Genomic DNA, 15631 nt, shown 5'->3' on the forward strand with positions numbered 1-15631 from the left:
TTTTTGTGTCAACAATTTAAAATATAAAATAAATAAGGTGATTTTTTATTATGGATTTAGAATTAAAAAGTAAATATTTTACTATTAGAGATCAAATAATAGAAAAAGAATTTAAACATTTAGATAAAGAACAAAGAGAAGCAGTACTAAGCAATAATAGAAATACTTTAGTTTTAGCCTGTCCTGGTTCAGGTAAAACTACTGTTTTAATTAATAAAGTGTTTTATTTAGTAAAATATGGTAATATATATAAAAGTAAATACTTTCCAGAAAATATAAATGTAAAAGATATAAAACTTCTAGAAAAATATTTAAATGGAGATTTAATTAGTGATATAGAAAAAAAACGTATTAAACATATTTTGTGTCAAAAAAGAGTAAATCCCCAAAACATAATAGTAATAACTTTTACTAAAGCTGCGGCAATTAATATGAAAAAAAGATTTATAAAGCTTTATAAAGGCAAATCTATACCTTTTTTTGGAACATTTCATGGATTGTTTTATAAAATTTTAATAAAATATTATGGTAAAGTAAATATAATAGAAAATTCAGAGAGTTATAAATTAATATCTAAATTATTAATAAAATATTTAGGAGAAACTAGTGAAGAAAAAGTTGCGGAAATTAAAAATTACATTTCTTTGATTAAAAGCAATCTTTTAACTATAGATAGTTTTAATATAAATATAAAAACAGAAGTATTTACTGAGATTTATAAGTTTTATGAAAAATATAAAAAAGAAAAAAATTTATTAGATTTTGATGATATTCAGATTAAATGCAGAGAATTGTTTTTAAAAGAACGTAATATTTTAGAATTTTATAGAAAAAGTATTAAATATATGCTTATAGATGAATTTCAAGATTGTGATAATATTCAAATTGAACTTATAAAATTGTTAAATAAATATAATTCTATCTTTGGTGTTGGTGATGAGGATCAAAGCATATATTCATTTAGAGGATCAAAACCAGAATATATGGTTGATTTTGATAAAAATTTTTATAATGGGAGAAAAATTTTTCTTTCAACTAATTATAGAAGTGCTGAAAATATAGTAAATGTATCAAAAAATTTAATAAAAAATAATGTTATAAGAAATGATAAAAATATGATACCATGGAAAAAAGAAAAAAAGATTGTAGATATATTAAATTATCAGGATGAAAATTCTCAAAGCTCAGATATAGCATTACAAATTTTAAAATTTAAAAATTTAAGTAATTATAAATATAAAGATTTTGCTATACTATATAGGACAAATATAGAAAGTAGAAGTTTAATAGATGCTTTTATAAGAAAGAAAATACCATTTAGATTATTAGATAAAAAATATAATTTTTTTGAACATTTTATATGTAAAGATTTGATTTCATATCTTAAATTGAGTATTTTTGGTGATGATGTAGAAAGTTTTATAAGAATTATAAATAAACCTTTTAGATATGTAAGTAAAAGTAATCTAGATAGCATTAAAATGACTTATTTGAAAGAAGATTGTTTTGAATTTATAAAAAATATTAAAGACATTCCTATTTTTCAAATTAAAAATATAGATAAATTAAAAAAAGATATATATAGTTTAAATAGAATGACTTTGCAAAGTGCAATAAGTTTTATAATAAGTGATTTGGGTTACTATGATTATATAAAAGATTACAGTTTAAAATTTAAAATAAATATATTAGAACTTGAAGAAATTTTAGATGAATTTAAAAAATCTGCAGAAGGGTTTACCAATATAAAAGATTTTTTAGAGCATATTGAAAATGTTGATAGAGAAGTAAATAAAAGTATGAATACAGATGATAATGAAGATTATGTAATTTTAAGTACTATACATGGTGTTAAAGGTATGGAATTTAAAAATGTTTTTATAATAGATTGTATAGAAGAAGTTTTCCCGCATAAAAATGCTATTTCTTCTAATATAATAGAAGAAGAAAGAAGAATTATGTATGTAGCTATGACACGAGCTATAGATAATCTTTTTATATGTGTCCCACGAAAAATAAGAGGAAAGTCTAAAGAACCTTCAAGATTTATAAAAGAGTGTAATATAAATACTTTTGAACATTTGCATGAAATATATGATGTAGGAGATAAGGTTTATCATAATAGCTTTGGAAAGGCAAAAATTAAGTCTATAGATAAAAATATTATAGAGCTTGAATTTGAAAATAATGTTCAGAGAAAATTCGACATAATAGTGCTTCATAATAAAGGTATAATAAAAAAATGTAGATAAAAGATAAATATTGGTATATAATTTTATTAAAGTTATTCTATGCTCATGTTCTTTGAATATGGGCTTTTAAATTATTAATATTTAAGAGGGAAGAATTATGGAATTTACAAATATAAATTCTAAAGATATAATATTTGCTTTAGATATAGGAACTCGTTCTATAATAGGAACTGTAGGTATAGCAAAAGATAAAAAATTTTATGTTATTCATGAAAGTTATATAGAACATAAAGAAAGAGCTATGATGGATGGACAGATACATGATATTAATATAGTTGCAGAAGAAGTAAAATATATAAAATCTGATTTAGAAAATAAACTTGGTTTTACTTTGACTGATGTAGCAATTGCTGCAGCAGGAAGATTTTTAAAAACAACTACAGCAAGAGGCAATATAAAGCTTAGTTATGAAAGAGAAATAGATAAAGATATAATAAGAAGCTTAGAACTTACAGCGGTTAAAAATGCAGAAAATGAAATAAATAAGCTGACTGAAGGTAAACTTTATTGTGTAGGTTATAGCGTTAAGAATTATTATTTAAATGATTACGTTATTACTAATTTATTATCACATAAAGGAGAAAATATAAGTGTAGAAGTTATAGCTACTTTTCTTCCACGTTCTGTTATAGAAAGTTTATATTCTGTTATGGAAAAGGCATCACTTAATGTTATAAATTTGACTTTAGAACCAATAGCAGCAATAGAAGCTGCTATACCTCAAAGCATCAGACTTTTAAATTTAGCTTTAGTAGATATTGGCGCAGGAACATCAGATATAGCTATAAGCAGTAAAAATACTATAAGTGCGTATGGAATGGTATCTACTGCAGGAGATGAAATTACAGAAATTATTGCACAAAATATTCTTGTTGATTTTAATACTGCTGAGAAAATTAAAAAAGAATGTTACACAAAAGATACAATTACATATAAAGATGTACTTGGATTAAATAACGAAATTAAAAGTAATGAAGTGATAAATATAATAAAACCAGCAGTTAGAAAAATGTGTGAAGAAATAGGGCAAAAAATAATAGAGTTAAATGGAGGTAAAGCTCCTAATGCTGTATTTTTAGTAGGAGGAGGGGCTCATACACCAACTCTTATAGAGACATTAGCAGAAATACTTAATTTACCTCCTCAAAGAATAGCAATAAAAGGAAGAGAAGCAGTTACACAATGTGTATGTAAAGATAACAGTTTAGGGAGTATAGGAGTAACTGTTCTTGGTATAGCACTTACTGCTATGATGAAAGCTGGAAATAATTTTATTGATGTTTTATTAAATGGAAATACAATAAGCTTATTTAACACTCATAAAAATAATGTAAGTGATGCTTTAATACAAGCTGGGATAAACCCTAAAGTTTTAATAGGTAAGAATGGGAAAAATGTCAGATTTAATTTAAATGGAGTAAGCAGAATTGCTTTTGGTACTTTAGGGACTAATGCTGTAATAAAAGTAAATGGCAAAATATGCAGTATAGATACAGAAATACAAGAAGGAGATAATATAGAAATTATTTTTGCAAAAAATGGCATAGATGCTTCGCCTAAAGTTTTAGATTTTATAAATAGCTATAATACAATAAGCTTTTATATGAATGATAAATTAACTTATATAGAGCCATTAATCTATATAAATGGTAAAAAAGTAAATTTTGATGCTAGAATCAATGATAAAGATGAAGTAAAAATAATTTTCCCAAAAACAATAAAAGAATATAAAGATGAAATAGAAAATGAAAAAGAATGTATTTACTATTTAAACGGAAAAGAAATTGAAGAAAGCTATGTTATAAAAGAAGGAGATAGAATTTATAAAAAAATAATAACATTTGAAAATGAAATTAAAAATGAATTTGAGCATGATTATGAAAAAAAATTAGAATATGCTAAAAAGGATATTAACAATGATTATTATAACAATGAAAATGTAACTAATAATACTATATATGTGTTAGTAAATGGAGAAAAGACATATTTAAAAGGTAAAGAAAAATATATATTTATAGATATATTTGATTTTATAGATTTTGATCTTACTGTGCCAAAAGGAAACTTAGTACTTCTTTTAAATGGTAAAAAAGCAGGTTATTATGATACACTTTCGCAAGGGGATGAAATCAATATATATTGGGAATAAAAAAGGAGAGTTATTATGGATTTTTTAAAAGAAGCATTAAATATTAAAGAAGACTTAGTTATTTTAAGAAGAGACTTTCATTCCAATCCAGAACTTGGTTTTGAAGAATATGAAACTTCTAAAAAGATAAAATCTTTTTTAAAAAATGAAGGAATAGAGTATAAAGAGGTTGCAGGAACAGGAATTTGTGCTATTATAAGAGGCAATGGTGATAAAACCATAGGGCTTAGGGCAGATATAGACGCTCTTCCACTTGAAGATAATAAAAATTGTGAATATTCATCTAAAATTAAAGGAAAGATGCATGCTTGTGGTCATGACGCACATACTACTATACTCCTTGGTGCAGCAAAAATTTTAAACAGTATTAAAAATGAACTTAAGGGCAATATAAAGCTATTTTTTGAGCCAGCAGAAGAAACTGTAGGTGGAGCTAAATTCATGATTAAAGAAGGTGTACTAGAAAATCCTCATGTAGATTGTATTGTAGGCCTACATGTAGATGAAGGAATAAATTGTGGCAAAATAGGAATAAAGAGAGGAGTAGTAAATGCAGCTTCTAATCCTTTTACTATAACTATAAAAGGTAAAGGAGGACATGGAGCTCATCCAGATAGTACCATTGATCCTATAGTAATTGCAAGCCAAGTAATACTTGGTATTCAAACAATAGTAAGTAGAGAAATTCCTCCTACTGACCCAATAGTAATAACTGTTGGAAGTATACATGGTGGTACTGCTCAAAATATAATACCTGAAGAAGTAAAAATCTCAGGAATTATAAGGACTATGAAAAGTGAGCATAGAAATTATGTAAAAAAAAGATTTAAAGAAGTTGTTGAAGGTATAGTTCATTCTATGAGAGGAGACTGTATAATAGATATAGAAGAGAGTTATCCATGTCTTTATAATAATGATGATATATTAAATTTGCTAGAAAATAGTGCAGAAAGTATAATAGGAAAAGAAAATATTAAAAAACTTGAATCTCCAAGTATGGGTGTAGAAAGTTTTGCTTATTTTTCAATGGAAAGACCATCAGCTTTTTATTTTCTTGGAGTTAGAAATGAAGAAAAGGGAATAATTAATCCTGCACATGGTAGTTTTTTTGACATAGATGAAAATGCTATACCTATAGGCGTTGCAATTCAATGCAAGATAGCATATGATTATCTGTCCTAATATTATTTTAAAATTTTAGGTTATAATATATATAATGATTAATCACAATAATCTGTAAATTAATTTCTACTATAGAATTTATAGTTTATAGTGTTTGTAAATTTCTATTACATCATATAGTGGTCAATACTTAATGAAAAGACTTTTTGTGAGATAATCATATAATTAGCTGCAAATTTATAATAGGAGTGAAGAACATGAGAGTTGAAATAGGAACAAATGAAGCAGGGCAGAGACTAGATAAATTCGTAAGAAAATGGCTTAAAGATGTACCTTTAACTGCTATATATAAAGGAATTCGTACTGGTCAGATAAAGGTTAATGGGAAAAAGAGTAAGGAAAGATATTTTCTTTTGGAAGGAGATATAGTTGAAACTTTTGATATACAAACTTCAGCTAAAAAGGAAAAATTTCAAAGAATAGATAACGCTCATTTAAAGATAACTTATGAAGATGAAAACATGGTAATAGTTGAAAAATGGCCAGGAGTACTTGTACATTCTGATAAAAAAGATGGAGAACCTACTCTTACAGATTATGTATTATCTTATCTTTTTGATAAGGGAGATTATCTTCCTGAAAAAGAGGTTACTTTTACGCCAGCTCCATGTAACAGATTGGATAGAAACACTTCTGGTGTGGTTATATTTGGTAAAAATTATGAAAGTTTAAAGCTTTTAAATGAGATGATAAGAGAAAGAAATATAACCAAATATTATATAGCTCTTGTAAAAGGAAAGATAAATGATGGAACATACGAAGCGTATATTTCAAAAAACGAAGATGAAAACATCTCTAAAATATTTGATAAAAAAATGCCTAACACAAAAAAAATAGCTATGAAAGTTAAAACTGAGCAAAGTTGTGGGACTTTTTCTTTGCTAGAATTAGATTTAATTACAGGAAGAAGTCATCAGCTTAGAGCTCATTTATCCCATTTAGGAAATCCAATAGTTGGAGATATGAAATATGGAGACAAAAAGCTTAATAGTTTTTTTGTAAATAAATATGGGTTAAATTATCAATTTTTATATGCATATAAACTTATTTTTAAAAATTGCCCTGAAAAATTAAGTTATATGGAAAACAAAACTATAGGTGAAAGTTTGCCTCCTATATTAAAGAAGATAAAAAACGATGTGTTTAAATTTTAAAAAATAAGGAGAAATATATGAAAGCGCAGTCAACAACAAAAGGTTTTGCAATGTTATCAGCGGCAGGCATGATGGTTAAAATTTTATCTTTGCTGTATGTTCCTTTTTTGCTTGGCTTAATAGGGGAAGATGGTTATGGAGTATATTATGCTACTTATAATGTATTTGCATTTATATACATATTGACTAATAGTGGATTATCTTCTGCCATATCAAAATTAGTATCAGAACTTGTAGCTTTAAAAAATTATAAAGATGCAATAAAGTCTTTTAAAATGGCAAGAGCCATGATGATTTTAATAGGACTTATTATGTCTATATTTATGGTTATTTCAGCTAAAGCTCTAGCTAACATAACAAATTATCCTAAAGCGTATTTAGCTATTGCTTCATTATCTCCTGCTGCACTATTAACTTCTATAGCTTCTGCTTATAGAGGTTATTTTCAAGGAAGAGGTGATATGAAGCCTACTGCAGTATCACAAATATTAGAGCAGGTTGCAAATATTATTTTTTCGTTGTTTTTTGCTGCCCGTTGGAGAAAATATGGGGTTGAAGCAGCATGTGCTGGTGCAACAGTAGGAACAACAGTAGGAGCTTTTGTTTCTGTTTTATATTTAATTAAATTTTATAAAAAACATAAAAAGTTTAAATTACCTAAAGATTATAACGATAAAGATATTATGCGTCATTCTAATAAGTCTTTATTTAAAAGAATATTATATTATTCTTTACCGTTAACTGTAAGTCAAGGCTCTCAAAATGCTGGTAATTTGATAGATGCTTCAAATACAAAAGGCAGACTTTTAGCAGCAGGATTTAGCGATACTGAAGGTAATGTAAAATATGGTTATTTAGGGAAATATCAAACATTAATTAATGTTCCGATAACAATAATATCAGCTCTGTGTTCGGCTGTACTGCCTCTTATTTCAGGAGCTGCTGCTTTAAATGATAGAAAAGAAGTAAAAAGAGGAGTGGATTATGCTTTTAAAACTACTTTTTTAATTGCTATACCTTCAGCAGTAGGACTAGCAGTTTTAAGTACAGCAATTTTTAAAACTATTTATCCCGCATTTTCATCTGGGGCTTACTTATTAAAATATGGCTCTATAGTTTTGGTACTTATGGCAATAGTTCAAATACAGGCTACAATTCTTCAAAGCATAGGCAAGCTTTATTTATCTACATTATATATCATAATAGGTATAGTTCTTAAAATTATTATAAATTTTATTTTAGTTGCTAAACCTAATATAAATATATTAGGAGCAGTATTTGGAAGTATGGCAGGTTTTTTGGTACCTATGTTATTGAATAACAGGCTTATAAAAAGAAATTTGAAAATAAGATATAACTTAATTTCCTTAGCTTCAAAACCATTAATAGCTTCAGCTTTCATGGGAGTTATAGTTTTTATTGTACAATTAAATTTAGAAAATATATTAAGTCATATATTTAAAGGATATATAACTCGTATAGTTCCAACAGGTGTTGCTATACTTATAGGTGCATTTACTTATATATATGCTTTAATATTAATAGGTGGAATAAGCAAAAAAGAAATAGAAATTATTCCAGAAAAATTAAAAAAGTTTATACCCAAAATTTTGTTAGATAGAATAAAGTAAAAGGAAAGCACTAAATAAGGCTTTCCTTTTTGCTTATTACAGAAATAGAACATAAAAAAGAAGCAAAAGTAAAAAATATTATAAATAAATTTTTAAGCGTAAATAATTTATTTGGAATTAAATTATTAGCAATATTTATAATAAAATATATAAGTATACTAAATAAAATATATATAAATATTTCACTAAAAGAAAAATTTATATAGCAATATTTTTTTATTTCATAAATATTTATTAAAAATGTTGTAGTTGAAGTTATAATAAGAGTTATTCCAAAACCAAATATGTTTATGCTAGGTATACCTGTAAATATGTATAAAAGAATAACTTCTTCTACTGATACTAATAAAGAATTTCTAAGGAGTATTCCCTGCCTTCCTAATCCATTTAATATACCATAAGTAGTAGAGGAAACATAGGTTAGCGGAGCTGCTATGGCAGCAAATTTTATATAAGATCCAAGATCATCTCTACCAAAGAATAGTTTACCAAGAGAATTTGGTATACTTATGCTAATAACTAGAGTAGCTAAACCTAGCAAAAAAGATATTCTCAATACTTGAATTATTCTGTTTTCCATTGATAAATAATCTTTTTTATCTAATGCTTGCGATAAATCAGGTATAAGAACAGTTGATATTGAACCTATTATTATCATAGGGAAAGTTATTATAGACATAGCCATACTAGAAAATTTACCTATAAGTGACAATGCTTCACTGTATTTAATTCCTGTACTTATAAGACGTCTAGGTACAATTAATGTTGAAACTGTATTTAAAGTTGTAGATAAAAAACCATTTACACATAATGGTAAAGACACTACTAAAATATCAAACATAAGTTGAGATTTTCTTTCTTTTTTAAATTTACTATAAACCATATTTTTTTTATGAAATCTATAAAATATAAAAAGTGAAACAAAACTTATAAATTCTCCAACACAAAGTGCTATATAGGCAATAGTAACAGTAGTTGTAACATCAGGATTAGAAAACATAGATATAACGCTTATTATTATACCTATCCTTATGCTTTTTTCTAATATATCTATGAAAGCAGGTATTTTAACTTTAGATATTCCATAAAAATAACCTTTTAATATTGAAGATAGAGCAACAAAAATTAGTGCGGGTGCAACAGCTTTTAAAGGATATAAAGTTCTAGAATCATGTATTATGTTAGAACTTATAAATGGTGTAAAAACAAAAAATATAATTGATATTGATATAGATAAAATTAAATCAAAAATTAAAGCAGTTTCTATAGATTTATTTAAATTTCTAAAGTCACATTTATTAAAATATACGGCAGCAACTTTTGATATTGCTGTTACCATACCTCCGCATATTAAACATATAAAAAGATTGTATATAGGCATAACAAGTCCATATAATCCCATGCCTTCAGGTCCAAGTTCTTTTGATAATATTATAGAAAATATAAAACCTAATATACCTGTTGTTAAATTGGAAATTGTAAGTACTAGTGTTTCTTTAAAAAAACTATCTTTTTTCATATATAAAAACTCCACATAATTGGTGTAACATTAATAATTATGTAAAATTTTTTAATTATATTCTACTATTTTAATTTTTAGGATATACATATACTTAAAACTTTGTAAATATATATAAATATATATTATGTATTTTTGTGGAGGATTTATGAAAAAATTTTTTAGGGGTATATCTATATTAGGAATTTTTTTTATAATGTTTTTTATTTTTAAAAATTTTTATAAAACTTATAATATTGAAATCCAAGATAAAAATTTAGCGTACAATTTAAAATATAAAGGTATAATAAATGCAAATGATTTTACATTTGATGAAAATGGTAATTTTTATATAGCATATATGGATAGAATTCAGTACATAGATAAAAATGGCAAAAGTTATGATTTAATAAAAGACAAGTCTTTAAATATAAATTCCATAGAATATAACAATAAAAAATTATACTTTTTTTCTAAAGATAAAGTTTTTTGCTATGATTTAGATAAAAAAGAAAAAAAGATTTTAGTAGATAATTTACCCAATTACGGAGACTACAAAGATAGTATTATAAAAATAAATGGGAATGAAATATTCGTATCTATAGGAGCTGCAACTAATTCTGGGGTTGTAGGAACTGATAATGTGTGGATTAAAGAAAATCCTTTTTATTGTGATATATCTCCTAAAGATATAACTATAAAGGGAAGAAGTTTTGGAAATGAAAAGACTGGAGCTTTTGTGCCATATAAAACAAAAAATCAAACAGGGCAGATAATTTCAGGTCATTTTCCGGGTAACGCATCTATTATACACTATGATTTAAACAATGGATATGGAGAAACATTTGCTTGGGGTATAAGAAATGTAACTGGTATGGATTTTAATAGTGAAGGTAAACTTATAGCAGCTGTAGGAGGGATGGAAGATAGAGGATTAAGACCTGTAAAAGGAGACGTTGATTATATATATGAAATAAAAAAAGGTTTATGGTATGGATGGCCTGATTATAGTGGAGGAGATCCTTTAACATCACCACGATTTAAAGGAAAAAACAATACAAAAATAAATTTTATATTAGATAATCATCCTAATACAAATCCACCAGCTCCAATTTATCAGCATAAACAACTAAGTTCAATTAAATGTTTAACTATAGATTCCAAAGGATTGATTGGAGAAAAAGATAGTATATATTTTTATGATAAAACAGATAATATAATATATAAATTTTTAAAATCAGGTAATTTACAACCTATAGTAAATTTTAAAACTAATTCAAATATATCAAGTTTGAAAATATTTAATAATAATATATTAGCACTTGATAAAAATCAAGGAGTGCTTTATGAAATATATTTAAACAATATAAATAAAAACTTTATTAAACTTAATAAAAATGTTATTTATTATCTTTTAACAGTAATAACTATAACTATTTTTATATTAATATGGAAATTTATAAAAATAAGTAAAAAGAAACAATAGTTTTATTAAAGCTTTATACAAAGGAAGGAATGCATTTTTATATGAAATATACTTTAGAAAAAACTTATGGAACAGCATTAAAAAGTATGATGAATGTAGTTAATCCTATAAAGAAAAAAGTATTAAAAACATATTGTACTATACATAAATTTATTAATATACAGGCTATAGAAATTTTAAAAAATGAGGGATATTTAGAAGAATATAATTTTTTTAAAGAAAATATAAAATATTTAAATGAAGGTGTAACTTGGGCAGATCAAGATTTTAAAAGTTCTAATCATTTTTATCATTTTAGCAAAGGTAAAGGACTTTATGGATTTTCCAATGCATTAATTGAATTTAGAAAATATTATAATAAATCTCTTTTTTATATTGAATCTCATCAATTAGATAAAGCAATGTTTTTCCTTGGTGCTGCATGTCATTTAATACAGGATATGACAGTACCTCATCATGTTAATAATAAGCTTTTAAATAATCATAGAAGTTTTGAAATATGGGTTATTAAAAGATTTATGTCAGACTATTCTTTTTTTGTAGATAAAGGAATTTTAAGATATAAAAATTTAGATGATTATATAAAATCTAATGCCTTTATAGCAAACAATATATATTTAAAATATATGAATATTACTAACAAAGAAGAAAGATATAAAAAGATAGCAGAAGTTATAATAAAAGAAGCACAAAATAGTACAGCTGGATTTTTATTAGATTATTATAATATCATAAAAAATAAAAAATAATTCTTCCATTATTTGGAGGAATTATTTTTTATTTGTAGAATAATTCATATTATATGAAAAAAGGTGGGAGAGTGTATGAAATTAGATTTTAATAGTAGTAATAAAAAAAATTTATTTATAAATATGCAACAGGAAGTATTTACAGGAAATGTGCTTGATATAGGAATAGATAATTATGGAATAATATATAATCTTTATAAAAAATATAATGACGAGGCTTCCATAGAATATATACACGGTAAAGAAGAAAAAGATTTTATTGAAAAAAACAGTTACGATAGCTGTATAATGTTATTTTCTTTAAGCCAAATATGGTTTAATAAAAATAGTTTTATAAAAGATGTAAGTGAATATTTAAAAGAAAATGGAACTTTATATATATGGGATATAGATAAGGGATACTCTAAAATTTTTAATGCTAAAATAAAAGTACTTGTTTCAGACAAAATAATAAAAGAGATTAATATTTCAGATTTTAATATTTTTAAAGATAATTCCAAAGAAACTGTTATAAAAGTATTAGAAAAATATTTTAAAATAATTGATTTAAAGACTTCTGATAATATATACTATATAAGATGTCAAAAAAAGAATAATAAAAAAACATCAATAGATATAGAGAAGGGAAGCAAAGAAAATGAAGATAGCTCTTATAGGAATAAATTCAAAGTTTATTCACATAAATTTAGCAATAAGATATTTAAAGGCATATACAAATGATTTAGATTATGACTGTAAAATTATGGAGTTTTCTATAAATGATAGATTAGAGAGAATACTTAGAGAAATTTTAGATGAAAAGCCTGATATAGCGGCTTTTTCTTGTTATATATGGAATTTAGAGTATGTATTAAAAATTGCAGACCTTATAAAATTAATTGATAAAAATATTAAAATTTTATATGGGGGACCTGAAGTATCTTATGAGAGTAAAAGTTTTTTAGAAAATAATCCAGGAGATTATTTAATAGAAGGTGAAGGAGAAGAAACTTTTAGAGAATTTGTATATAATATTATAAATAAAAAAGAAATTTTTAATATTAAAGGATTGTATACAAAATATGGGAACAATGTTATATATGGCGGGAAAAGAAATCTTATGGATATAAATAAACTTATATTTCCTTATGATGATGATATGGATTTAAATAACAAAATAGTTTATTATGAATCATCAAGAGGATGTCCTTTTAATTGTAAATATTGTCTTTCATCAACTATTCGTGGGGTAAGATTTTTAAATATAGAAAGAGTAAAAAAAGAACTTAAATTTTTCATTGATAAAAAGGTGAAACTTGTAAAATTTGTAGATAGGACTTTTAATTGCAGCAGAGAATTTTCTATGGAAATTTGGAATTATTTGATAAATTTAGATACAAACACTACTTTTCATTTTGAAATTTCTGCAGATATTTTAAATGATAAGCAGATAAATTTGTTAAAAAAAGCACCTAAAGGAAGATTTCAATTTGAAATAGGAGTTCAAACAACAAATGATAATGTATTAAAGAATATTAATAGATATGTTAAATTTGAAAAAATAAAAAATCAAGTTTTAGAAATAAAAAAAATTGGAAGTATAAAGCAGCATTTAGATTTAATAGCTGGTCTTCCAGGAGAGAATTTTGAATCCTTTAAAAAATCTTTTAATGATTTATACAGTATATATCCAGATGAAATACAGCTTGGTTTTTTGAAAGTATTAAAGGGATCCTTAATGAAAGAAGAAGCAGAAATGTGGGGAATAACATATTCACCATATCCTCCTTATGAAGTGCTTAAAACTAGAGATATAAGTTATGATGAAATTCAGATTTTAAAAAGAACTGAAGAAATAGTTGATAAATATTTTAATTCTCAAAAATTTAAAAGTATTATTAATTATTTTATACCTAAATTTAAAACTCCTTTTGATTTTTATTCAAATTTGGGCGAATTTTTCAATAACAAAGGATATTTTAAAAGAAATTTATCTTCAGTAGATTATTACAAAGTTTTTTTAGAATTTAATAGTGAAGTTCTTAAAGAAGATAATGAAGTTTTAAAAGAAATTATTAAATTTGAATATTTAAAGTATAATAGGAAAAAATGGATTCCTGAATTTTTAACAAGATATTTTAATAAAAAATTAGAAAAAAAATTAAAAATAGAACAAAAAAACAATACTATTAAAATACCATTTTATAATTATCATTTGGAAATTTTTCATATAGATATATTTAAATTTTTATATGATAATAAATTAATTAAAGGAAATTATTATTTAATTTTTGATGAAGATAATCCTGATAACATATTAGATATTACAGAGTTAGTATATAATGAAAATTTACTATAAAAATATTTATTGAGAAATTAGGAGGTAAAAATGGCAGTTAGAAACATATTAAAATTTGGAGATAAAACATTAAAAAGAGTAAGCAAAAGAGTTGATAAAATAGATGAAGAAATAATAAGCATAATAAAAGATTTAAAAGATACTCTCTATAGTACTACAGGTATAGGGCTTGCAGCACCTCAAATTGGAATATTGAAAAGGATAATTTTTATAGATTTAAGAGAAGAAGGGGAACCTATTATACTTATAAATCCTGTTATAACATCTAAGATAGGAAGAGAAGAAAGCATAGAAGGATGTTTAAGCTATCCAGGATATGAAGGCAAAGTTATAAGACCTAAAAAGGTAAAAGTTACAGGATTAAATGCTGATGGAGAAAATGTAGAGTACTTTGCTGATGGACTTTTGGCAAAAGCTTTTTGCCATGAAATAGATCATTTAGATGGAATATTATATATTGACAGAGCAAAAAAAATATACAAAATAGAAGAATAACTAATTTTTACTTGTATTTCCGTAAAAATTAGTATTTACAAATGCTTTTATATGCCATATACTAGTGTATATACATTAGCATATGGAGGTTATAATATGAAAGATATAAAAAAATTAACTTATACAGCACTTTTAACAGCTTGGGCTATGATAATTCCTTTTGTTTTTGGGTTTATGACTGTGGTTATAGGTCCATTTACAGCAACAATTACATCGCATGTACCTATGTTTTTATCTATGTTTTTAGGGCCTCAAGCTGCAGTAATTACAGGACTTGGTTCCGCATTAGGTTTCTTTATGACAAAAGGACCTTTAGTAGGACTAAGGGCATTAATGCATTCATTTGTAGGATTAATGGGCGCGTTGCTTATACAAAAGAATGTTTCATTTCCCAAAGTAGTATTTTTTACAGCACCTGTACATGGAATTTTAGAAGCTATGGTAGTATTTGTATTTGTTGCATTAGGTGCAGAAGTTAAATATACTGGAAGCTTAGCTAATTTTTTAATAATTACAGTTTTAGTAGGTTCTATTCTTCATCATACGGTAGATGGACTTATATCATGGGCTCTTTCAAAATCTTTATCTAAAGCTAGCAATAATAAATTGATAAAAGAAAAAGCATAGTAAAAAATTAAAAACATCCCATATAGTTACTAATTTATGGGATGTTTTTATAATTACAAAAATAATCTAC

The 15631-nt window shown here is 24.8% G+C and carries 12 protein-coding genes; 11 read left to right on the forward strand and 1 reads right to left on the reverse strand.

Going from position 1 to position 15631, the window contains the following annotated elements:
- Window positions 1-50: 50 nt before the first annotated feature.
- The 5 genes from EGD97_RS00475 to EGD97_RS00495 all read left to right on the forward strand — a co-directional run bounded on the left by EGD97_RS00475 (window position 51) and on the right by EGD97_RS00495 (window position 8368).
- Window positions 51-2252: an ATP-dependent helicase gene (locus EGD97_RS00475; protein ID WP_228201949.1), complete on the forward strand. Its 2202-nt coding sequence runs from the start codon at window positions 51-53 to the stop codon at window positions 2250-2252.
- Between the two features lie 97 nt (window positions 2253-2349).
- Complete coding sequence (locus tag EGD97_RS00480; RefSeq protein ID WP_078681083.1) at window positions 2350-4401, forward strand: cell division protein FtsA; 2052 nt, start codon at window positions 2350-2352, stop codon at window positions 4399-4401.
- Window positions 4402-4416: 15 nt separating this feature from the next.
- Window positions 4417-5583 (forward strand): M20 metallopeptidase family protein, encoded by a 1167-nt coding sequence (locus EGD97_RS00485; RefSeq protein WP_078681082.1) that lies wholly within the window; start codon window positions 4417-4419, stop codon window positions 5581-5583.
- Window positions 5584-5780: 197 nt separating this feature from the next.
- A complete protein-coding gene (locus EGD97_RS00490) occupies window positions 5781-6737 on the forward strand; it encodes an RluA family pseudouridine synthase (RefSeq protein ID WP_078681081.1) in 957 nt (318 codons plus the stop codon).
- Window positions 6738-6754: 17 nt separating this feature from the next.
- Window positions 6755-8368: a putative polysaccharide biosynthesis protein gene (locus EGD97_RS00495; protein WP_078681080.1), complete on the forward strand. Its 1614-nt coding sequence runs from the start codon at window positions 6755-6757 to the stop codon at window positions 8366-8368.
- Window positions 8369-8378: 10 nt separating this feature from the next.
- On the opposite strand, the gene spoVB is transcribed toward EGD97_RS00495, so the two are convergent.
- Window positions 8379-9887, reverse strand: coding sequence for a stage V sporulation protein B (spoVB, locus tag EGD97_RS00500; protein ID WP_078681079.1), 1509 nt, complete (start codon window positions 9885-9887; stop codon window positions 8379-8381).
- A gap of 148 nt (window positions 9888-10035) precedes the next feature.
- Between spoVB and EGD97_RS00505 the strand changes: the two genes are divergently transcribed.
- From EGD97_RS00505 to EGD97_RS00530, 6 genes are all read left to right on the forward strand, one after another.
- Window positions 10036-11352 (forward strand): PQQ-dependent sugar dehydrogenase, encoded by a 1317-nt coding sequence (locus EGD97_RS00505; RefSeq protein ID WP_078681078.1) that lies wholly within the window; start codon window positions 10036-10038, stop codon window positions 11350-11352.
- Between the two features lie 41 nt (window positions 11353-11393).
- Window positions 11394-12101 carry a zinc dependent phospholipase C family protein gene (locus EGD97_RS00510; RefSeq protein WP_078681077.1) on the forward strand — a complete coding sequence of 236 codons (708 nt, stop codon included), beginning with the start codon at window positions 11394-11396 and terminating at the stop codon, window positions 12099-12101.
- A gap of 75 nt (window positions 12102-12176) precedes the next feature.
- Window positions 12177-12821, forward strand: a complete 645-nt coding sequence (locus tag EGD97_RS00515; protein ID WP_228201950.1) for a class I SAM-dependent methyltransferase — start codon at window positions 12177-12179, stop codon at window positions 12819-12821.
- Window positions 12739-14439 (forward strand): B12-binding domain-containing radical SAM protein, encoded by a 1701-nt coding sequence (locus EGD97_RS00520; RefSeq protein WP_127836334.1) that lies wholly within the window; start codon window positions 12739-12741, stop codon window positions 14437-14439. The genes EGD97_RS00515 and EGD97_RS00520 overlap by 83 nt, the downstream gene beginning before the upstream one ends.
- Before the next feature lie 30 nt (window positions 14440-14469).
- Window positions 14470-14934: a peptide deformylase gene (def, locus tag EGD97_RS00525; RefSeq protein ID WP_078681075.1), complete on the forward strand. Its 465-nt coding sequence runs from the start codon at window positions 14470-14472 to the stop codon at window positions 14932-14934.
- Window positions 14935-15030: 96 nt separating this feature from the next.
- Entirely contained in the window at window positions 15031-15561 is a 531-nt protein-coding gene (locus EGD97_RS00530; RefSeq protein WP_127836335.1) for an ECF transporter S component, read from the forward strand.
- The last annotated feature ends 70 nt before the right edge of the window (window positions 15562-15631 follow it).

Origin of the sequence: Clostridium prolinivorans (assembly GCF_004011155.1) — a bacterium.
Classification (GTDB): domain Bacteria; phylum Bacillota; class Clostridia; order Clostridiales; family Clostridiaceae; genus Clostridium_AT; species Clostridium_AT prolinivorans.